The organism is Afipia dichlorophenoxyacetatis (genome assembly GCF_055386385.1).
Genome location: NZ_AP029250.1, coordinates 4,937,952 through 4,958,685, shown reverse-complemented (window position 1 = coordinate 4,958,685; position 20,734 = coordinate 4,937,952). Strand labels below are relative to the sequence as shown.

Annotated in this window: 21 protein-coding genes; 17 read left to right on the top strand and 4 right to left on the bottom strand. The window is 58.3% G+C overall.

Going from position 1 to position 20,734, the window contains the following annotated elements; all coding sequences use genetic code 11:
• Positions 1 to 221: 221 nt before the first annotated feature.
• Positions 222 to 968: a GntR family transcriptional regulator gene (locus tag ACZ5C3_RS23165; protein WP_464033379.1), complete on the top strand. Its 747-nt coding sequence runs from the start codon at positions 222 to 224 to the stop codon at positions 966 to 968.
• 21 nt (positions 969 to 989) lie between these two features.
• On the opposite strand, the gene ACZ5C3_RS23160 is transcribed toward ACZ5C3_RS23165, so the two are convergent.
• Positions 990 to 2,045: a LacI family DNA-binding transcriptional regulator gene (locus tag ACZ5C3_RS23160; RefSeq protein ID WP_464044302.1), complete on the bottom strand. Its 1,056-nt coding sequence runs from the start codon at positions 2,043 to 2,045 to the stop codon at positions 990 to 992.
• 137 nt (positions 2,046 to 2,182) lie between these two features.
• Here ACZ5C3_RS23160 and ACZ5C3_RS23155 point away from each other — a divergent pair, with 137 nt between their 5' ends.
• The 10 genes from ACZ5C3_RS23155 to ACZ5C3_RS23110 all read left to right on the top strand — a co-directional run bounded on the left by ACZ5C3_RS23155 (position 2,183) and on the right by ACZ5C3_RS23110 (position 11,500).
• Positions 2,183 to 2,962 carry an ABC transporter permease gene (locus ACZ5C3_RS23155; protein ID WP_464033373.1) on the top strand — a complete coding sequence of 260 codons (780 nt, stop codon included), beginning with the start codon at positions 2,183 to 2,185 and terminating at the stop codon, positions 2,960 to 2,962.
• Positions 2,962 to 3,744 (top strand): ABC transporter permease, encoded by a 783-nt coding sequence (locus ACZ5C3_RS23150; RefSeq protein ID WP_464033371.1) that lies wholly within the window; start codon positions 2,962 to 2,964, stop codon positions 3,742 to 3,744. The genes ACZ5C3_RS23155 and ACZ5C3_RS23150 overlap by 1 nt, the downstream gene beginning before the upstream one ends.
• Positions 3,745 to 3,755: 11 nt before the next feature.
• Positions 3,756 to 4,577, top strand: a complete 822-nt coding sequence (locus tag ACZ5C3_RS23145; protein ID WP_464033369.1) for an ABC transporter ATP-binding protein — start codon at positions 3,756 to 3,758, stop codon at positions 4,575 to 4,577.
• An 18-nt stretch (positions 4,578 to 4,595) separates the two neighbouring features.
• Positions 4,596 to 5,642 carry an ABC transporter substrate-binding protein gene (locus ACZ5C3_RS23140; protein WP_464033367.1) on the top strand — a complete coding sequence of 349 codons (1,047 nt, stop codon included), beginning with the start codon at positions 4,596 to 4,598 and terminating at the stop codon, positions 5,640 to 5,642.
• Positions 5,643 to 5,711: 69 nt separating this feature from the next.
• A complete protein-coding gene (gene hpsN, locus ACZ5C3_RS23135) occupies positions 5,712 to 7,025 on the top strand; it encodes a sulfopropanediol 3-dehydrogenase (RefSeq protein WP_464033365.1) in 1,314 nt (437 codons plus the stop codon).
• The gene (locus ACZ5C3_RS23130; RefSeq protein ID WP_464033363.1) at positions 7,025 to 7,798 is read left to right on the top strand and encodes an SDR family NAD(P)-dependent oxidoreductase; all 774 of its coding nucleotides are present in this window, start codon (positions 7,025 to 7,027) and stop codon (positions 7,796 to 7,798) included. Before hpsN ends, ACZ5C3_RS23130 begins: the two co-directional genes overlap by 1 nt.
• A gap of 11 nt (positions 7,799 to 7,809) precedes the next feature.
• The gene (locus ACZ5C3_RS23125) at positions 7,810 to 8,805 is read left to right on the top strand and encodes a zinc-dependent alcohol dehydrogenase (RefSeq protein ID WP_464033361.1); all 996 of its coding nucleotides are present in this window, start codon (positions 7,810 to 7,812) and stop codon (positions 8,803 to 8,805) included.
• Between the two features lie 558 nt (positions 8,806 to 9,363).
• A complete protein-coding gene (locus ACZ5C3_RS23120) occupies positions 9,364 to 10,284 on the top strand; it encodes a hydroxyacid dehydrogenase (protein ID WP_464033360.1) in 921 nt (306 codons plus the stop codon).
• The gene (locus ACZ5C3_RS23115; RefSeq protein WP_464033358.1) at positions 10,281 to 11,270 is read left to right on the top strand and encodes an Ldh family oxidoreductase; all 990 of its coding nucleotides are present in this window, start codon (positions 10,281 to 10,283) and stop codon (positions 11,268 to 11,270) included. The genes ACZ5C3_RS23120 and ACZ5C3_RS23115 overlap by 4 nt, the downstream gene beginning before the upstream one ends.
• A gap of 44 nt (positions 11,271 to 11,314) precedes the next feature.
• The gene (locus tag ACZ5C3_RS23110; protein WP_464044301.1) at positions 11,315 to 11,500 is read left to right on the top strand and encodes a hypothetical protein; all 186 of its coding nucleotides are present in this window, start codon (positions 11,315 to 11,317) and stop codon (positions 11,498 to 11,500) included.
• 331 nt (positions 11,501 to 11,831) lie between these two features.
• Here the strand turns inward: ACZ5C3_RS23110 and ACZ5C3_RS23105 are convergent, their stop codons facing one another.
• The gene (locus tag ACZ5C3_RS23105) at positions 11,832 to 12,815 is read right to left on the bottom strand and encodes a tripartite tricarboxylate transporter substrate-binding protein (protein WP_464044300.1); all 984 of its coding nucleotides are present in this window, start codon (positions 12,813 to 12,815) and stop codon (positions 11,832 to 11,834) included.
• 431 nt (positions 12,816 to 13,246) lie between these two features.
• On the opposite strand from ACZ5C3_RS23105, the gene ACZ5C3_RS23100 reads away from it, so the two are divergent.
• The 5 genes from ACZ5C3_RS23100 to ACZ5C3_RS23080 all read left to right on the top strand — a co-directional run bounded on the left by ACZ5C3_RS23100 (position 13,247) and on the right by ACZ5C3_RS23080 (position 16,808).
• Positions 13,247 to 13,648 (top strand): c-type cytochrome, encoded by a 402-nt coding sequence (locus tag ACZ5C3_RS23100; RefSeq protein WP_464033352.1) that lies wholly within the window; start codon positions 13,247 to 13,249, stop codon positions 13,646 to 13,648.
• A complete protein-coding gene (locus ACZ5C3_RS23095) occupies positions 13,649 to 14,044 on the top strand; it encodes a VOC family protein (protein ID WP_464033351.1) in 396 nt (131 codons plus the stop codon).
• Positions 14,045 to 14,081: 37 nt separating this feature from the next.
• Complete coding sequence (locus ACZ5C3_RS23090; RefSeq protein ID WP_464033349.1) at positions 14,082 to 14,630, top strand: gluconate 2-dehydrogenase subunit 3 family protein; 549 nt, start codon at positions 14,082 to 14,084, stop codon at positions 14,628 to 14,630.
• Between the two features lie 12 nt (positions 14,631 to 14,642).
• Positions 14,643 to 16,211: a GMC family oxidoreductase gene (locus ACZ5C3_RS23085; RefSeq protein ID WP_464033347.1), complete on the top strand. Its 1,569-nt coding sequence runs from the start codon at positions 14,643 to 14,645 to the stop codon at positions 16,209 to 16,211.
• Between the two features lie 225 nt (positions 16,212 to 16,436).
• On the top strand, positions 16,437 to 16,808 hold the full coding sequence (locus tag ACZ5C3_RS23080) for a ribbon-helix-helix domain-containing protein (protein WP_464033345.1): 372 nt from the start codon (positions 16,437 to 16,439) through the stop codon (positions 16,806 to 16,808).
• 1,038 nt (positions 16,809 to 17,846) lie between these two features.
• On the opposite strand, the gene ACZ5C3_RS23075 is transcribed toward ACZ5C3_RS23080, so the two are convergent.
• Entirely contained in the window at positions 17,847 to 18,104 is a 258-nt protein-coding gene (locus ACZ5C3_RS23075; RefSeq protein ID WP_464033344.1) for a winged helix-turn-helix domain-containing protein, read from the bottom strand.
• A gap of 410 nt (positions 18,105 to 18,514) precedes the next feature.
• On the opposite strand from ACZ5C3_RS23075, the gene ACZ5C3_RS23070 reads away from it, so the two are divergent.
• Positions 18,515 to 19,402 carry a hypothetical protein gene (locus tag ACZ5C3_RS23070; protein WP_464033342.1) on the top strand — a complete coding sequence of 296 codons (888 nt, stop codon included), beginning with the start codon at positions 18,515 to 18,517 and terminating at the stop codon, positions 19,400 to 19,402.
• Positions 19,403 to 19,594: 192 nt separating this feature from the next.
• Here the strand turns inward: ACZ5C3_RS23070 and ACZ5C3_RS23065 are convergent, their stop codons facing one another.
• Positions 19,595 to 20,401 carry an outer membrane protein gene (locus tag ACZ5C3_RS23065; protein WP_464044299.1) on the bottom strand — a complete coding sequence of 269 codons (807 nt, stop codon included), beginning with the start codon at positions 20,399 to 20,401 and terminating at the stop codon, positions 19,595 to 19,597.
• Positions 20,402 to 20,734: the final 333 nt, after the last annotated feature.

Sequence of the window (20,734 nt, the reverse complement as noted above, 5' to 3'; positions counted from 1 at the left end):
ATGAGTTGTTGTTCACTCGCCAGACCGGTGGACGTAGCGATCGATAACGCTAAGCGCTCGGTTCCTGCCGTGCCAATGCGGCGCGTCACGGCGTTCAATCCGAACAGCCACTGAAGATACTGAACGGGGGACTTCAGCGGCATCAGCACGCTCGTTTGGTTGCGGGGTATGCCGATATCTTATATCTAATAAATATTCAAAAAGGGGATAGGGTCAACGGCGTGCCGAATAAGGAATCATCATCGGACGAACGGGCCGAATACCAGCCTCTTTATGCGCAGGTGAAATCCTTATTGCTCAAGCGCATCGGATCGGGGGGCTGGAAGCCTGGTGAAATGCTCCCTAATGAATACGAACTTGCCGCCGAGTATCGGGTCAGTCAAGGGACCGTGCGCAAGGCCTTGATGGCGCTGGAGACGGACAAGATGCTGGTTCGCCGGCAAGGTGTGGGGACTTTCGTCGCCAGACATTCCCGCGATCGGGCGCTCTTTCAATTCTTCCGCTTGTTCGATCTCGACGATCATCGGCTGACACCAACCAGCAAGGTACTCACCCAGCGCACGATCCGCGCCAAGAGTGACCAGGCGGCCAGCTTGGGTGTCGATCCAGGCGCCGCACTCCATTCCATCGTTCGGGTTCGATACCTTGATGGATCGCCGGCGATTTTCGAACGAATTTTTGTGCCCACCCATCTCATGCCGGATCTCGCTGTGGTGGAAGGCGATGAGATGCAAGACGAAATGTACGTGATCTATCAGGAGCGCTTCGGGATCAGCATTGCGCGCGTCGCCGAGCGGCTCGCTGCCATCGCGGCAACCGCCAACGAGGCCCGCCATCTCGAGCTCGAGCCCGGCGCCCCGCTACTGGAGATCTCCCGCGTAGCATTCGATGTGAGCGGAAGGGCCGTTGAATTGCGGGTAAGCCGGTGCGACACCACGCGAACGCGCTACGCCGCCGATATTCAATGACAGGCAGCGGCCTGCGCCGGTTTAGCTGAGCGACGATGTCTTTACTCCTTTTTCGCGGCGATGCGCCGAATTAAGCTTGGCGGTGGATTTCCTCGACACCAATTCGATCGGCAGATTGATCGTATCGCGCTCTCTTTTTCCCGCAATCTGTTCGAGCAGGGACTTGGCTGCAGTCTCTCCGATCCGGCCGACTGGAAGATGCACGCTTGTTAGCGGCGGAAAGATGTGACCAGACATTTCAATATCGTCGATCCCGACGACTGATAACGCTGCGGGAACGGCGATATTTCGAGACTGAGCTTCAATGATGCAGCCGATCGCCAGGATGTCTACTCCGCCAATGACCGCGCTTGGTGGATCATCGAGTGCCAGCATCCGCGCGCAGCCTGTGCGCCCGCCTGCAAGTGTCAACGGTTGTTCAGTCACTCGAGAGTCCGGGAGGTCTAGCCCCGCTTTACGCAACGCTCTCTTCATCCCGGCAAGCCGCGCAGCTTGTCGATCATTGAATTGACGGGCGCCAATCACCGCGCCGATCCGCTTGTGCCCGAGATCGATAAGATGCTGTGCCGCGATCTGACCAGCCCTCTCGTTGTCGACCATCACTGAGTTAAACCGATCCGTGCTGCACCATGTGACAGTAATCGGAACGCCAGATGTGCAGAGCAAATCCCAGGTCGATTCCGCGCGTTGCGCGCCGACGAGCATGAGGCCGTCAACCCCTCTGGTCAGGAGCGTGCGGATGGCTTCGGCTTCAGCTGCAGAATTATAGTCGTGTGATGCGATCAATAACTGGTAGCCCTGACGAGACAGCGCCGTCTGCATCGATTGCAGAGCGTGCGAGAAGACTGCGCTATCGAGCGTTGGGACGACAGCGCCGATCGCCATCGACTTGCCGGACGCGAGCGCGCGCGCTGCACCGTCGGGAACATATCCCAATTGCGCCGCGCTCGCGCGAATACGTGCAAGGGTCTCGGGACTGACCAATTCAGGCCGCGCTATCGCACGCGAGACGGTCGCGGCAGACACGCCCGCATGATGCGCCACGTCCTGCAATTTGACCTTCCGAGTTGTTTCCATCGCGTGCTTCCAGCCTAATGAAAGAATTTTCATACACGTTTAGCGCGATAGGACCAATAATGATAGATAAAACACGATTGACAAACCCAGGAAGCCCGCTCCTAATGAAAGCGATTACATAAAAAGAAGGTCGAAGAATGGGGGCACGGCGCGCGTGGATTGGGTTGGCAACACTGGTTGCGCTTGTAACGCTTTGGGTTGCGCTGAGCGTGACGGGACTGGTATCCGCAGCACGCTTTCCGTCGCCAAAGGACTTCTGGCTTTCGCTCAGTCAGATCACCTTGAAGGGTTATGCCGGCGGCCTTCTGGTGACGCACGCGCTTCATAGTCTGCTTCTGATCGCTCTTGGGTTTTGCGCAGCGACGGTAACGGGCGTGCCACTCGGCCTGTGGATGGGCTGGAGTCGCCGCGCCGAGGCTGCGATCAATCCCATCTTTCTCATCGTGAGGCCGATTCCGCCGCTTGCCTGGATCCCGCTCGCCATTCTGTGGCTCGGGCTAGGTGATGCCGCCAAGGTCTTGGTGATCTGGTTCGCCGCATTCGTGCCCTCCGTCATCAATACTTTTACGGGTGTTCGCACGATCGATCGTTCGATCATCGAGGCCGCACGCATGCTCGGTACGCCGTCACGCCGCTTCATCGTGGAGGTGCTGTTTCCCGCCGCCGCGCCGATGATCTTCACGGGCTTGCGGCTCTCGCTGCAGGCGGCTTGGACGACGCTGGTCGCTGCTGAACTGGTCGGCGCATTGGTCGGGCTCGGCTTCGTGCTGAACATGGCCCAGCAGGACATCTATCCCGGCATGATCATGGTCGGGATGGTCGCCGTCGGTGTACTCGGCTTCGCGACGACGTTCTTGCTTGCACGGGTCGAGCGGGCCGCGCTGGGTTGGAATGTCGCTGCGGGAGGCGGGCACTAATGGATCAGCCTCTTTCAGCGAAGGAAACGATACTCTGGGGTCTCGCCGGCCTGGTGATCTTTTGCGGGATCTGGGTGCTGCTGTCGGCCTCGGGCATTGTGCCGCAACAATTCCTGCCGGCGCCCTGGAGTGTTCTGTCGCGCTTTGCACAACTGCTCGTCACTCCATTTGCAGGCGCAAGCTTGCCGCAACATCTCATGGCCAGCGCTCAGCGCTATCTCTACGGGCTGGCTTTGGCAGCCGCGATCGGCATTCCGCTCGGATTACTGATGGGTTGGTTCCGACTGCTTGACGACATCGTATCGCCAATCTTCGAGAGCCTCCGCTTCATCGCGCCAATCGCTTGGGTGCCATTTGCGGCGCTGTGGTTTGGTACCGGCATCGGTGGCCCTGTCATGATCATCTTCGCCGGTGCCTTTCCGCCCTGTCTCATCAATGCATATCGCGGCGCGCGCTTTATCGACCCGCGATTGATCGAGGCGTCGAGGATGCTGGGCACCGGGCACCTGCGCACGATCGTGGAAATTCTGTTGCCGGCATCCGTCCCGTCCATCGTCGCCGGCCTACGCGTTGCAGCCGGACTCGGATGGCAGTCTCTGGTCGGTGCCGAACTCATCGTTGCCGCCAATGGCGTGGGATTCATGATGGTTCAGGCTCAGGCGAACGTCTCAACGACGACGGTGATGAGCGGGATGATCGCGATCGGCGTGGCGGGCATGCTGATCGATGTCCTGCTCCGCCAAGGTGAAGCAATGATCCGCCGGCGACGCGGTCTGGCGTAGGAAATTTCATAATGGGTGCAATTCGATTTGACCGGGTGAACAAGTTCTTCGGGCCAAAGAAAGCCGGTCTGAAGGTGTTGGAAGACATTAACCTCGACATCGCCGAGAAGGAGTTTGTCGCGATCGTTGGCCCGTCCGGCTGCGGCAAGACGACATGCCTTCGCATCGTCGCTGGCTTCGAAAAGCCGAGCACCGGAACGGTCGTCGTCAACAACCGCCAGGTTACCGAACCCGGTCCGGATCGTGCGGTCGTATTCCAGCATTTTGCGCTGTTTCCTTGGAAGACCGTGCGGCAGAACATCGATCTCGGGCTTCGCAATAAGGGCCTGTCCCGCGAGGAGCGCGAGGAACTCATTGCCGGCGCGCTCGAGCTCATGGGGCTCGAAAGCCACGCGGACGCGTTTCCGCACCAGCTTTCTGGCGGCATGCAACAGCGCGTGGCGATCGCGCGCGCCTATGTTCTGAAGCCGGAAGTGCTGTTGATGGACGAACCGTTCGGCGCGCTGGACGCGCAAACCCGGGTCGTCATGCAGGAGGAACTCGTCCGGCTCGCTCGCATCAATCCCCGCACGGTCCTTTTCATCACACATTCGGTGGAGGAAGCCGTCTATTTGGCAGATCGGGTAGTGATCATGACGCGCCGTCCGGGGCGCATCAAGGAGTCGATCGACATCAAGTCAATTCGCGAAGCCGAGAACTGGAGCCGGTTCTCGAAAATTGAAGACGTCATGGACCAGGAGTCGTTCGTACGTCTGCGAACTCAGATTTGGAAATCACTGCGCGAGGAGAAGCACGAAAGCCGCGGCGCAGATACATCAACACACAAAAATTAAACAACGGGAGGAGATGACATGATTCGACAGGTGATCAAGTTTGCTCTGGCAGCCACATTGTTGGCTGCTCCGCTCGGCGCCAAAGCACAAACGGCGATCGGCGTGAGCTACCAGCCGTCACTCTATTGGGGGTTACCATTCCACTATGCCACGGTGAAGGGATGGTGGAAGGAAGTCGGGCTCAACCCGAATTTCTCGACCTTTCCTGCCGGCGCTCCGCAAATTGCAGCCTCCGCCGCAAAGTCGTGGGATGTGGGAGGCACCGGCTCCGTGCCAGCCGTGCTCGGCGCGGTCCGCTTCAATGTTCTGACCATCGGGATCACCAACGACGAATCCAAGGCAAACGCCATGATGGTTCGTGGTGACAAATTCGAGGCCGTCAAAGCCGACCCGAAACTTTTGAAGGGGCAACGCCTCCTTCTGACCACCAACTCCACGGCGGACTATGCCGCCCGCAAGTGTCTGACCAAGTTCGGACTGGTGCAGAGCGACATGCAGTTCGTCAATCTTGGACAGGCGCAGATCGTCACGGCGATCACGTCAAACAACGGTGATTTTGCCGGCGTCTGGGCTCCCAACACCTACACGCTCGAAGAACGCGCTAACGCGAAGTACTTATGCTCGGGTGCCGACGCCGACGCCGTCGTTCCTGGCGCTCTGATCGTGCGCGCGGACTATGCGAAGGAAAATCCGGACGCGGTTGCCAAGTTTCTGGCCGTCTATCTTCGCGGCTGGGCGTGGGCGAAAGCCAATCCCGCAGAGGCACGCGCGTTGGCGCTGGAGTTCTACAAACAGGGCGGGCTCGAGATCAGCGCGAAGGCGATGGACGAAGAGTTTGCGCTGCGGCCGACATTCTCGCTCGACGAACAACTCAAGTTGATGTCGCGGGCGAACGGTGCCTCGACGATGGACAAATGGTTTTCCCAGATCTCCAAATATCTGGTCGAGGTCGGCACGGTTCCATCGGACCCCGAGGCAAAATCTTACATCACGGATGAATTCATGCAGCGTGTGGCGGCGGACCCCAAGCTACGCGCCTTCGCTACTGAATTCGTCAAGAAGTAATCACCCAGGACGATCCGGCGATTCATCGGACCGCCGGACGTCTTGAACCACAACGAGAAGGTAGTTTGTATGTCCGTCGTTTATATCAAGAAGGCAGCCAAGACTCCCGAAACGGAGACCGAAACTGCACGTGCCGTCGTTCACGACATGCTTGCAGCGATCGAAGCGGGGGGCGAACAAGCCGTCCGTGATTATGCGCTCAAGCTCGACAAATGGTCGGGTCCGATCGTTCAGACTGCGGAAGAGATCGAGCGCCGGACGCGGGATATCCCGCAGCAGGTGAAGGACGATATCGAATTCGCCGCGGCCCAGGTGCGTCGCTTTGCCGAGGCGCAGCGCGATTCGGTTCAGGACTTCTCGCTGGAGATTTCGCCGGGCCTGCAGCTCGGCCAGAAGCTGGTGCCGATCAACACGGCGGGTTGCTACGTGCCGACCGGCCGCTACGCCCATATCGCCTCCGCTTACATGTCTATCGCGACCGCCAAGGCTGCGGGAGTTCGGAACGTCATCACCTGTTCGGCGCCTTATAAGGGCGAGGGAATACACCCTTATGTGCTTTACGCCATGCAGGTGGCGGGTGCCGACGTCATCATGTGTCTGGGTGGTGTCCAGGCCATTGCCTCGATGGCCTATGGCCTCTTCACCGGCAGCAAGGCGGATGTGATCGTCGGACCGGGCAACAAATTCGTCGCGGAAGCAAAACGGACTCTGTTCGGCAAGGTTGGCATCGACGTCTTTGCCGGCCCGTCGGAAGTGGCCGTTCTGGCCGACGAGCATGCCGATCCTCTCATCGTTGCGACCGATCTGGTTGGGCAGGCCGAACATGGTCATGAAAGCCCGGCCTGGCTGATCACATCGTCGCGCCGTATCGCAGATGAGGTGTCCCGGATCGTGCCCGAATTGATCGAGAAGTTGCCACCCACGGCGCGCGACGCCGCAAGCGCAGCGTGGCGTGATTATGGCGAAGTCGTCCTCTGCGATACCCGCGAAGAGATGGTCGAAATTTCGGACACCTATGCCTGCGAGCATCTCGAGGTCCACTGCACAGATCTCGACTGGTGGCATGCCCACCTGACGAATTACGGGTCGCTCTTTCTTGGCGAGGAGACCAACGTCGCCTTTGGCGACAAGGTGTCGGGACCGAACCACATCCTGCCGACCAAGTTTGCGGCCCGCTATTCGGCTGGTCTTTCCGTGCACAAGTTCCTGAAACCACTGACATGGCAGCGGATGACGCGAAGCGCTTGCGAAGGGATCGCTCCGATCTCCGCGCGCATCTCGCGCTTGGAAGGCATGGAGGCTCACGCGCGAACGAGCGATGTCCGGATGGCAAAATATGCGCCTGGATCGAATGCGGATCTTGGTGCACAGATCGCTTCGTAATGTCGTTCCGGCTTGGCTATCTGTTCGATCTCACCGGACGAACCGCGCTCGTGACCGGCGGCAACAGCGGTATTGGCTTGGCAATGGCCCGCGCATTGGGTCTTGCCGGCGCCGAGATCGTGTTGGTGGCGCGACGAATGGTCGAGCTCGAGCAGGCGCAAGATGAGTTATCGAACGAAGGCGTGTCGGCCTGCGTCATCGCGGCTGACCTCGCCTCGTCTGAGGCAGGAGCCATGCTGGCGCTGGCTGCAAACAAACTTGGTGCGACGGTGGACGTTATCGTCAATGCCGCCGGCGTTAATCTCAGGGAGCCTTTTCTCGACGTCAGCGTGGCGGCGTTCGACCTGCATATGGCCTTGCACCTGCGTGCGCCGTTCCTGCTGACCCAGGCCTTCGCGCCGGGCATGGCGGCGCGAGGATGGGGGCGGATCGTGAATATCGCCTCAATGCAGAGCTGGCGCGCCTTCCCGAACTCCGCCCCCTACGGAGCGGCGAAGGGCGGCGTGTTGCAACTGACGCGCGCGATCGCGGAAGAGTGGTCGGCACAGGGGGTCACATGCAATGCGATTGCACCCGGATTCTTCCCGACCTCGTTGACAGCATCGGTATTTAGCGACGCCGAGCGCGCGAAACGGCTTGCCGCGCAGACCGCAATCGGCCGCAATGGGGAGCTGAACGATCTGATCGGTGCGACCGTCTTTCTTGCATCCGATGCATCGGCTTACATCACCGGACAGTGCCTTGCCGTAGATGGCGGATTCACCGCAAAATGAGGAGAGCCGCGATGCGAGCGCTCGTTTATACCGGACCGCATTCACTGGATATGCGCGAAGAGGCGTTTCCGACACCTCTTGGCGATGAAGTTGTGGTCCAGGTTGAGGCTGTCGGCATTTGCGGCTCCGACATGCACGCTTTTCACGGTCACGACTCGCGCCGGCCGGCTCCGCTCGTTCTCGGTCATGAGGCGGCGGGGCGCATCGCGACCGGACCGCGTACAGGCGAGCGCGTGACCATCAATCCACTCGTCGTCGATCCGGGCTGCCCTTATGCCATCGAGGGGCGATGGCATCTGTCGCCCACACGCCAGATCCTTTCGATGCCGCCGCGCCCGGGTGCTTTTGCCGAATATGTAAGAGTGCCTGAACGCAATCTCGAACCGATCCCGGATACGCTTGCCATCGAGGATGCTGCGCTCGCGGAGCCGATCGCGGTGTCTTGGCATGCGGTTCGTCTCGGAATGGAGAAGCTGCATCTTCCGATGGCTGCAGCGCGCGTCGTCGTTCTCGGAGGCGGCGCGATCGGACTGGCGGCAGCTTTGGTGGCGCGGCATTTCGGAGTCGTCGAACTGCGCGTGGGAGAGACCAATTCGCTTCGTCGTGCCTCCCTGCAGCGTTCGGAACACATCGAGACCTACATACCGGGCAGCGCATCCGAACCCGCCGAAAACAGCGTCGATCTGGTGATCGATGCGGTAGGCGCCGAGGGCACACGAGCGGCCGCCTGCCGGATGGTGAGGCCGGGCGGCGTGATCGTTCATATCGGTCTACTGCCGGGTGTCGATGGCCTCGACATTCGAAAGGTGACGCTGCAGGAGATCACCTTCATCGGCTCGTATTGTTATACGCCGATCGATTTCAGGCAGACGGTTAGCGCGATTGCTGGCGGCAGGCTCGGCAAGCTCAAATGGTATGAGGAGCGTCCGCTGGCCGAAGGGGCGCGTGCCTTCGCGGACATCGATGCAGGTTCAGTTGCGGCAGCGAAAGTTATTCTGCGTCCTTAGAGATTTTCATCCAGAAACCTCCGAATTCCTTGTCGAGCATCGCCGGCCACGCGTGGCGCGACGAAATCACGGCTGTTGCCGGGCTCTGATGCACGGCGTTGAGACTGACCCGGTTGCTTTCCCCTATCTATTATCTTATATAAGATCCATAACCGTCGTGAAGAATAAGATCGTCGGAGGAAATCGGTATGGAAAATCAAGGTGCTGCGCGCGCCGTAGTGGGCGGCCTTCGTTATGGGCTTGGGCAGGTTGATCGGTAATCCGGCTGTTCCCGCAGTCGAGATCGGCCGAGGGGCGCGGACGTCGCAAGCTTTGAGTATCGTCCACGAGAGAACCGGCGTTCTCGGCGTGAACGGCTCTCGTGGTTATGAGTATTGCTCGTTCGGCGGACCGCATCGCTCGGTCTCCGTAGCATCTGATCAGTAAATGCTGCCGTGGCGGACGTCGATGGAGAGCGCCGCAATCGCTGCTCGCTATCCTTTCCATTCATCACCACAGCAAGAGCCGACGACAGCGAACCGGCAAAGACGTTGGTAAGTCGTCCCACGGAGGATAATCGTGCCTGATATCGTGATCAGCGAATTCATGGATGGAGCGGCAGTCCGCGAAGGCTTGGCGGGGTTCGACGTCGTCTACGATCCGACGCTGGTCGATCGCCCGAGCGAACTCATCAGATTGGTTGAGAGTGCGCGCGCATTGATCGTACGTAATCGAACCCAGGTTCGCGGTCCGTTACTCGAGGCCGCTGCGCGGCTACGCGTAGTCGGCAGATTGGGCGTAGGTCTGGATAACATCGACCTCCTGGCGTGCGAACGACGACAAATCTCTGTCTATCCGGCAACGGGCGCGAACGATCGATCGGTTGCCGAACATGTGATCTGTACGGCAATGATGCTATTGCGCGGTGCCTATGCATCAACATCACGCGTCGCTGCAGGCGAGTGGCCCCGCGAAGCGCTCATCGGTCGTGAAGTGGGCGGTAAAGTGTTGGGTCTGGTCGGCTTCGGATCCATCGCCAAGCAAACCGCCATGCTGGCGCAGGCGATGGGCATGCACGTCATCGCCTATGACCCCTACACAGACGATCTGCAATTCTCGATGGCAAATGTGGAGAAGCGACAGCTCTCAGCACTTTTGGCTGAAGCCGATGTCGTTAGCCTCCACGTTCCGCTCACAAAGGAAACTACAAATCTCATCGACGGCGCTGCGCTGCAATTGATGAAGCCCAATGGGATATTGATCAATGCCTCAAGAGGCGGGGTCGTGGATGAAGCTGCCGTGGTCCAGGCGCTCATTGCTAGCAAACTCGGTGGAGCCGCGCTCGATGTCTTCGCGAAAGAACCACTCGAACTGGGAGGCATCTCGGAAAACGTGCCAAACTTGATCCTCACGCCGCATATAGCAGGCGTCACGGACGAGTCGAACGTGAGAGTATCGTGGGTAACCGTAACGAATGTGAAGAAGGCGCTGAATGCATGAGTGTACTTTCTGTGGCGGACGCAATCGACCTGGTGGCGGCGATATTCGGCAAATCCGGCTGCAGTTCTGATAACGCGCGTTCCGTGGCGCGCGCTTTGGTCGCCGCGGAAGCGGATGGTCTTCGCGGTCATGGGTTCTCGCGTATCCCCACTTACCTGGAGATGGTCAAATCCGGGAAAATAGACGGCAAAGCAACGCCTCGCGAAACATGCCCGCGCCCTGGCGTCCTGGCAATCGATGCCGCTTGCGGCTTTGCGTACCCGGCAATCGATCTGGCTCTCACGGAGTTGCCGAACATTGCATCGACACAGGGGATCGGCATTGCAGCAATCAGCCGCTCGAACCATTGCGGGGCGGCGGGCCTGCCATGTGAAGCACTGGCCCGTCAGGGGTTAGTGAGCTTGCTGTTCGCCAATACGCCAAGCGCCATGGCGCCATGGGGCGGCCGAACACCCGTCTTCGGAACAAATCCGATCGCATTCGCGACGCCAACGCGGGGAGAGCATCCTGTCGTGGTGGATCTTGCGCTGTCGAAGGTCGCACGCGGCCCGATCGCTGCCGCAAAGCAACGTGGCGAATCTATTCCGGAAGGCTGGGCATTGGATACGGATGGAAATCCAACGACCGACCCAGCCGCGGCGCTGGCAGGAACCATGATCCCGCTCGGCGATGCGAAAGGCGCGGCGCTCGCTTTCATGGTTGAGTTACTCGCTGCGTGTCTGACGGGCTCCAACCTCGCGTTCGAAGCATCCTCGTTTCTCGATGGTGAGGGCGGTCCACCGAAGACGGGGCAGTTGATCCTTGCGATCGATCCTGCGGCGTTCGGTCACCAAATATTCCTCGATCGGGTCGCGGCGCTTGTCGGTGCGATCGAGTCACAGGATGGCGCGCGATTGCCAGGCTCTCGGCGACTCGCCAGCCGCTCGCGCGCTGCGCGCGAAGGTCTCGCTATCCCCCCTGAGATCAAGGCTCTCGCCGACAACTAAGTACCAAACACAAAAATCAGAAGTAACAAGAGGAAACCGTGGCGGTGAAGGCATTCAAAGCCATCGGACACATTTATGTCCAGGTCGTCATTGGCATTATCGCCGGCCTCGCACTTGGTGTGCATGCTGTGCTGCAGGGCAAGGTGCCGTTTGTCGACGAGGAGATCGCAGCCCCAACCTACGTCACGTCGCAGCCGTTGCCGGATTCGTCGGCGAGCGTACAAGCCTGATTGCTTGCCGCATCGGAGCCTGATCTCTGCAATCGCTCGAAAAGACGACGTCTTCATTGCGCAGGAGCGTAGGCCCATAAAACGAATTGAAGCCGCAGCTCCTGCGGCTTTCCGTTTGAATTCATGTCGGCAGGGTGTTGCCGGGAGTAGATCTACTTCAGGGTAGGCGTACTTGTGTGGCGCAGGCTTCTGTATGGCGGGAAGTTGAACCTGTTTTAGCCAGCAAGGACGAATCTAACGCGATAATCGCTCCGGCCTCCGCCGGGGCGATCTCATGATGAGTGCGACGTTATCGATCACCCGCGCTGACCGATTGGAAGCGAACCACAATCTAGCGGGCACTGGCCGCTGCTACGCCTGCGTCCTTCAAGAAGGTATTCCAGCGATCGACCTCGAATTCAAACCGAGCTTTGTGCGCTGTGACCGTCCACTCGGACGACGGAAATGTAGTCGTACCGGCCGCCGTAAAGCGTTCTACGACCATCGGGTCGGAGAGTGCCTTGCGCAGGGCGTCATTCAGTTTTGCTGCGATTTCAGGCGGAAGCCCGGCTGGAGCATAAAGACCGTGCCAGATCGTCATATCAAATTCCGGCAGGCCCGCGTCGCGAGCGGTGACGACATCTTTGATGACATCCAGGGGCTTATCGGATGACACGATGTATCCTTTGATGCCCCCGCCAATAATTTGCGGTATGGAAGTCGTCGATTGATCGCACAGGACGTCTACCTGACCTGAGAGCAGATCGTTCATCGCTGGTCCGGTGCCGCTATAGGGGACATAGACCGGCTTGATGTTGAGTGTTTTGCTGAGCATGACCGCACAGAGATGCGCGTTGGAGCCGTTACCTGCGTGCGCCATCGTGAGCTTGGGACCCTGCGCCTTCATATACGCGATGAGTTCTGGTGCAGTCTTGGCCTCGAGCGTCTTTCGTCCGAGCAGCACCATGGGCCCCGTATTGACAAGTCCGAGCGGAGAAAACGCAGTCCGCGTGTCATAGGTAAGGTTGCTATAGAGGCTTGGCGCGGCGGTGAGCGCCAGATGATGGATCATGATCGTGTAACCATCGGGCGCGGCTCGTGCGACCCGGGCAGCCGCCACTGTTCCGCCCGCTCCCACTACGTTTTCAATGATGACCTGTTGGCCCAAGCTCTGGCTCATCGGTTGCGCAATGAGACGCGCGATGACGTCAGATGGCCCTCCAGCCGAAAAAGGCACGACGAGCGTAATCAACTTATTAGGAAAGGACTGCGCGTGAGCACTCCCAGACAGCATCAGCATCAGCGCCGCAGTAAGCTGCAATGACCGGAACATCATGCCTCCCAACATTTATAGGTTTTTTCATTCAATATCATATCTCATATCTTATACAAGAGTAGTGCTATGCACGTGCTATTCAAGGCTGCGGCTAATGAGTGAGATGACGAGGCAGTGTTAGCGCAGGGAATGACCGAGGCGGCGAGGCCTATACGCCGCCGTGGAAGTTCCCAATCAAACCCACCTATCTACTTTCAATAATGCTGCGATGCCTACATACGCCGTGTTGCATCGCAACTGATTGGTCCAGGGACGTGGGCAACTTGGGCTCGTAATTAAAGAAGCTAGCGCTACGGCGTGCGCCGCACACAACTCTTTGAGAAGCTCGCGATTCTTTTTCCACACTGCAACATTCCTGTACTACCCGGGCGGTGAAGGAGGCCTCTACCCTCGATTTATTCTAATTAGAAATCGTTCGGGAGTAGCCGGAGATGAATGGTCGATGTGTCATCCGGGCGGTAGCTCTGATGATTGCCCTGCAGTCTTTCGGGACGAACGCCGTTCTCGCCCAGATGGATATTCCATCGCCTGCGAAGCCCACCGGGGCTGAATTCTTCAAACGCCAGTGTGCCACCTGTCACACCACCAACTCCGCGGATGTTCAAAGACAGGGGCCCACCCTTGCAGGTATCTCGGGCCGTAAGGCCGGCACTGTTGCCGGATTTAATTACTCGCCAGCATTGGCGAAAGCGGACTTCGCCTGGACCGACGACAAGCTTGATGCCTGGCTGATCAACCCGCAGGCGGTCGTGCCCGGTGCCATCATGCCGTACCGCCAGGCAGCCGCCGACATCCGTGCGGCAATCATCGGCTATCTGAAGGAACTGCATTGAATGGCCAAACCCGTTCACTCCATGATCCGCGTCCTGGACGAAGCAAAGGCGCTTGATTTCTATCAGCGTGCGTTCGGGCTTAGCCTCGCCGAGCGTCTGGTTTTTTCGGATTTCGCGTTGATCTATTTAAACCACCCATCATCGCCATTCGAACTCGAACTCACTGTGAACTTTGACCGCAAGGAGCCTTATTCGCTTGGAGACGGATACGGCCATCTTGCTGTCGTTGTGGACGACATCGACGCCGAACATGCTCGTTTCAGCCGTGAACAACTTTCTCCCGGACCACTGCGCGACTTCAAGCACGACGGCACTACGCTCGCGCGCTTTTTCTTCGTCTCAGATCCTGATGGCTACAAGATCGAAGTGATCCAGAAGGGCGGCCGCTTCGAATAACGCAAAGCTCTGGCAATCAAAAAGTGGAGGATCCCCCATGAGAGAAGTCGATCGTCGAAGCAAATATAACCGCCGCGTCTTCCTGCAAGGCGCGGCAACCACCGTGCCTGTCGTGGCGATCGCTGCCAGCGTCGGAATGAGCATTGAGGATGCCTGGGCCGAAAATGCAAAGGCTCTCGCTCCCGCAACATTGAAGACCTTGGTCAAGATGGCCCGCGATATTTATCCGCACGATTTTCTGGTCGACAGCTACTACATCACGGCCATCGGCCCATGGGATGGAAAGGCGAAAAAGGACCCCGCCATCAAGAAGCTACTCGAAGATGGGGTGAAGGATCTCAATCAGAGTGCGCAGGCCAAACATCAACGTCCCTATACCGATGTTGGCTGGGAAGAAGATCGAGTGGCGCTGCTTCGCGGAATTGAAGCGAGCGATTTCTTCAAGAAGATCCGCGGTGATCTTGTCGTCTCTCTCTACAACCAGCCGGAGGTCTGGCCGAAATTCGGATACGAAGGATCCTCGGCCGAGCACGGCGGATACATTCATCGCGGCTTCGACGACATCAACTGGCTGCCGAAGGCCTGAGGGAGAACGATCATGGCCAAATTTGATTTGAACGACACGGGGCTCGTGGTTATCGTAGGCTCAGGTGCCGGTGGGGGAACGCTCGGCAACGAACTCGCCCAAAAAGGCATCAAGGTTGTCATTCTGGAGGCCGGTGGACGTCACGAAATTCAGGATTTCATCAATGACGAATGGGCTAGCTTTGCCCAATTGAGCTGGCACGATATGCGGACGGCTTCGGGGAGCTGGCAGGTAGCGAAGGATTTTCCGAATCTTCCCGCATGGATCGTCAAATCAGTTGGTGGATCAACCGTTCATTGGGCCGGCGCATCGCTCCGTTTTGAAGAGCATGAGTTCAAGACCAAGACTGTCTACGGCGATATGAAGGGCGCCAATTTGTTGGATTGGCCGATTACGCTGGCGGAGATGGAGCCTTGGTACGCCAAGGCGGAAGACAAGATGGGCGTGACGCGTACCAACGGCATCCCGGGTCTGCCACCGAATAACAACTTCAAGGTTTTGGCCGCGGGTGCCAAACAGATTGGTTACAAGGAAGTCCACACCGGGCGAATGGCGATAAACAGCCAGCCGCGCGATGGCCGCGGCTCCTGTCAGCAGATCGGGTTCTGCTTCCAGGGTTGCAAGTCAGGTGCGAAGTGGTCGACGCTCTACACCGAGATTCCGAAGGGCGAGACGACCGGCAATCTTGAAGTGCGGCCGAACTGCATGGTTATGCAAATCGAGCACGATGCTGCTGGGAAAGTGGCGGGTGTGGTTTATATCGACGCTGACGGCAAGACACAGCGGCAAAAGGCACGGGTCGTCGCGGTTGCCGGAAATTCTATCGAAAGTCCGCGGTTGCTTCTGAACAGCGTATCCAACAAATTCCCTGATGGATTGGCGAACAGCTCCGGACAAGTTGGCCGCAACTACATGCGGCATATGACTGGCAGCGTCTACGGCGTATTCGACAAACCGGTTCATATGTATCGCGGCACGACGATGGCCGGCATTATCCGAGACGAGGCGGCCCACAATCCGAAGCGGGGGTTCAGCGGCGGCTATGAGCTGGAGACTCTCTCCCTCGGCATTCCGTTCATGGCGGCGTTCTTAAATCCGGGAGGATGGGGTCGCGGGTTCACCAGCGCACTCGACCAGTACGCCAACATGGCCGGCATGTGGATCGTTGGCGAGGATATGCCGCAGGAGTCTAATCGTGTTACTTTGAACTCCAAGATCAGGGACAAGAACGAGATGCCGGTGGCGGATGTTTATTACGACGATCACCCCAACGACATTGCCATGAGAAATCATGCTTTTTCTCAAGGTGCAGCAATCTATGAGGCCGTCGGGGCAACGCGAACGTTCCCGACGCCGCCATATCCCAGCACACACAATCTCGGTACCAACCGAATGAGCGAAAAGCCGCGCGACGGCGTGGTGAACAAGTTCGGCCAGACACATGATATCAAGAATTTGTTTGTGTCTGACGGCAGCCAGTTCACCACTAGCGCTGCATGCAACCCGACATTGACCATTGTGGCGCTCGCCATCAGGCAGGCCGACCACATCGCTGGTGCAATGCAGCGCAACGATATCTGATCGTTTCAGCCGCTCGAAACAGAAAACCCGGCTCATTGGAGCCGGGTTTTCTCGTCTGTGGCAGTTCGCCGGCGTGGATATAGTGAGACAAAGATCGCTCTCAGAAATGAGCAGGAAATCGATTGTGCCCAAAATGTAGGATGTCTACTGTTCGACTTAAGGGACCTAAAGTCCGACTGACGGACACAACAAAAATATCTTTGTTGAACAAAGATTGGAGGAAACATGTGCAAGCTGTTTTCGGGACTCGATCCGAAAAGCTACACCTTTCAGATTCGATCGGTGCGCTTGGGGGGGCATGCGACTTCAATTCGTCTGGAAGTGATGTTCTGGCACGTCTTGGAAAAGCTCGCTGCGGAAGAGGGTACAACCCTCGGCCGGTTCCTCACAAAACTCCATGACGAGGTGCTAAGGTTCCACGGCGAAGCCAATAACTTCACGTCTTTGCTTCGATGTGCATGTCTTGTCTATGTCGAGAATATTAGGGACGCGGCAGATTCGAAGGTCGAGGTTCTTCATAGACAGCGCACGGGCGGTGCGGGAAGTGAATCACGCGATGTCTCTGTCGCTCGCCCGCGCGCGCTGATCTTGGGTTAAACGCAAAGAATGCCGATATAAACATGCGCGCAGCTGCGCATACTCAATATCAGAAATCTGAGGGACGCTGCGCCCGAATCTGGATTCGCGGACCGATAAGAAAATACTCGAAATGGAGTCAGTCAGCAGACTGATAAGCAAATTCGCGGAAGTTATCCAGTTCGCTGATTCATAAGCCTTCTCTGAAAATGGAGTCATTTCGCTAACTGATAAGCAAAGAGCAAAAAAGTTTATAAGTTGGGGAGCGTTGGCTGACGATCTAACATGCAAAAAGCGAGTGGTGATGTTGACGAGTCACGAAGGCATGGCACTGACCACTGCCGTCTCGAAACTTCGATCTCGGCCCGAGAGCGCAAAATACTGGCGCTCACAAGGATTGCTCCAAACAAAAACCTTCCAAGCTTGCCCGCCGACAGGAGTTAGCCCCGCCCGGTTCGCCAGCATCGCGAGAGAGCGCGTCGAGCAACAGCAGAGGCAGAGCTACGCCTATGCCGAACGGAGCATGGTGAGCGAAACCTGATCGAGATTTTGACCTTGAGCGGTCATGATGGACGCCGCACCCAATGGTGGGTGGGCTTGGCGTCGACGTTGCGAAGCTCCCAATCGCAGCGCCGGACGTAAACAGTGTACCTCAGCTTCTCGAAATTCTTTTTCCCTTGTGTGCGTATCGTGTTCGTCGATATCGGCCGGGCAGTTCACCCTGGACCATGAAGTCCGAGTCGGGTCAGGATGCGTGCTCGGAGATACCTCTCGCCACGCTCGACTGGGGCACCGGAGTCCATCGATCAGACGGTCCGTTGCGCTCGACGCCAGCGTGGCACCTCGACCGTGGGTGCTCGTCTCGACGAGGGGCATGACGGCAATGGTCAATGTCCGGTGCAACCCGCAAGGACTTTGCCGGCTCAGCCGCCTACATTCGCCGACGGTTCCCGTTCAAAGCTTCAGCGGTCGGCGTTGCCCCGGTGTGAGCCGCGACGCCGGCCGATTCCATCGAAATCTCGACCGAGAACATGTAACCGCGTCCGGAAACCAGCTTGATCATTTGGCGCCGATGTCGCTTAGCGCGGCGCGCAGCTCTCGGATGTACTGGAACAGGCTGTCGTCGGCAACGTTCACGTTCGGCCAGATCGCCCTCCAGCAGGTCCCCTTGTTGAGAACGCGGCCGGCGTAGACAACGGGCAGGTGGAGCATCTCGAAGCCCTTTGGCCGAAGCCTGATTGCACCGCCATCAGCTCCGCGTAGCTCTGCATACGGCGGATCAAGTTCGAAGCCCGCAAAACGAGAGACGCCGACCAACTCAGTTCCCCCAACTCCGCGCAAAGGCTATCGAAATCGCCCGGCAAAAGCCGGGCTGTCTCACCGTATCAGAAAAAATCAGAAAGTATCAGAAAGTCGGCGATCCCCGATCAGGACTTTCCGGCGTGCTCGTGAGAAATGAGTGCGGCAAAGACAGCTCCGTCCTTTCGCGTCTGACTAATCTCGGTGCGTGCCGCGCGATTTGTACAGCCCCGCGGTTCTCTCTCGCTCATGAATTTTTCGAACGCATTTTTGCGTGAGGAATGGCTGATGCCAAAAACGACGATCGCGACCGATCGTTTGGGAATGCTTTCACGCTTCGACCCCGGTCGATGGAGGGGAGGAGGCATGGAATCTTTTGCAATTCACGGTTACGAACTTTCAGCTGGGTTGTTCCCACGGCCATGGTGATGACGGCCAACGATATCCTGTCGCATCCGGCGCTGGAGAGCTGCGTTCGCGGCCAGGCTCAAGAGCTACTGTCGATACAGGAGGCTAGCCCGCGAACCTCGTCACCATTCGCGACCCAGCAGCGCTGGCTGATGAGCCAGGCGATGCTAGCGGCTTATTTTCGCAACGAAGCGCAGCAGGCCGATGCCGGGATCCTGCCCGCACGACTGGTAGATGCGATCGAGGCTCATGCGCTCGCCAGCCGCAACACCGCGTCGGCCTTCGTCAACGAGATGCTGAAATACGGCGTTGTACGCTATGTCACGGGGAGCGAGGGCCGGCGCTATCGGCCAATCGAGCCGTCGCCTATGGCGCTTGCAGTGTTGTCGCATTGGTTGGGGGCGCATCTGACCGCGCTGGACGGGCTCGATAGCGGCAACAGGTCGGTGGAACTGCGTGAGCAACCAGCTTTGCTTGGCGCAATTCAGCCGCTTATCGCCGATGGCCTGCTAACGTCGCGCGCGGTTCGAGAGCCGAGCGGAACCTTCTCGCTGTTCACCCGGATCGACGACGGCGGCATCGTAATGGATCGCCTGATCGTTGGGTGTCAGCAGGATTGTATCGCTCTTGAACGCATTCCGACCAACGTGATGTCGGTTTCATGGTTGGTGCGTGGGCTCAATCTGTCGCGGAGCCAGCTCGCCCGCAAATTCGCCGCTGCCGAGGCGATGGGCAGTCTTGGCTGGTCCGGCTTCCCGGGCAAATCCGCGTTGTGGGTATCGGCGGAATTTTGGCGCGAATATCACGCCGCGCAAGCAGTGAAGCTCGCCATCATCGACGCTGCTTTCGAAGCCTGTCGTCTGTACGGCGTAAGCGATCAGGCGCGCGGCATGGCCGCATCCGCATGACGCCGGTCATCGCGAAATTAGCGTCGGCCGAAGCCCGTGCCACTTCTCACCGCGTTGAGCGAAGCCGCGACGCCAGGCAATTAGCCAGCTGGAAGCAGTTTGGATGTCCTCCGAGCAAGCGACTGTCGGAGGTTCGAAAGGACGACGCGATCGGGCAGGGCGATTGGATATGCAATCGCAGTTGCGGCAAGATCAGCCGTGCCAGAATTGATAATCAAGTCCAAAACGAATCTGGTCGAACCGCTCGCTTCGCGACCAGCTGAAGGTCTGGGTGCTGCCCGCAAATCCGGCCGTCGATACCGAACTGGTGACGTCGCCGAGATCGACATGGAGCCATTCGGCGCGCGCAAACCAATTGCCGTCGATATTCCATTCGCCGCCCAGTCCGGCCACCCATCCAGACCGCGTCACCGAACTGGTCAGCGTTCCCGTGGCCGCCAGAGGCGACACGCCGCAGCCGCCGACAAGGCAGCTCTGTGTTGCCGTTGTCTCAACGCGTCCCCAAGCGGCGCCGCCAGTGACATAGAACAGGAATTTGTTCATGGCGATGGTGCCAAATCGGCCGCGCACTGTCGAAAGCCAATCGGTCTTGCTGCTCAGCGAATTGGTGCCGAAGCCGGTATCGCCGCAGACACCCGGCACAATGGTCCCCCGACAGAAGGCATATTTGGGATTGGTGAAATCGCCATCGGCTTCAATGCCGACAAGCCAGCGCGGGTCGAATTGCCAATTGTAGCCTACTTGACCGCCTGCGAGAAACCCGTTCGCGTTAATCCGATTGCCTGCCGGAAACGCGAGACCAGTGAGCGTATCCGTAAAATTCGACGTTCCCGAATTCGAATTGGCGACGCCACCAATATTGCCGCCGATATAAAAGCCGGTCCAGCTCAGCACTGGCGATGCCGCGACCACTGGCGCCTTGACGGCCATATCAGCCGCAAACGCCGGCGTCGCGACGAGAGCCGCAAGTCCAACAACACTAAGCGCGACTTTATTCAATGCCCCCTCCGGAAAAAAAACGCTTCGTCAGCAACGTACGAACGATAGCAATTAATAGTTGATCCTAGCATCCGAAAATAGCGCACTCCACTACTACGTGGAAGTTGATGGCTTCGTCGGCATTTCAGTAAATCAATTCGGACGATTGATCCACATCACGCGGCGTCAGCAGGACGTCGATGAGTGCGAAGCGTTATTGTGGACGTGCAATCTCCACTTCGGGAAGCCCCACCATCTGCTCATTTTTGGGGTTCGGCCTCTTGGAGAGTTGTTTGCCCCTGAGATGGGGACTGACCGCCTTGCGCTCGAGACTGACGTCAACGATACGTGCTT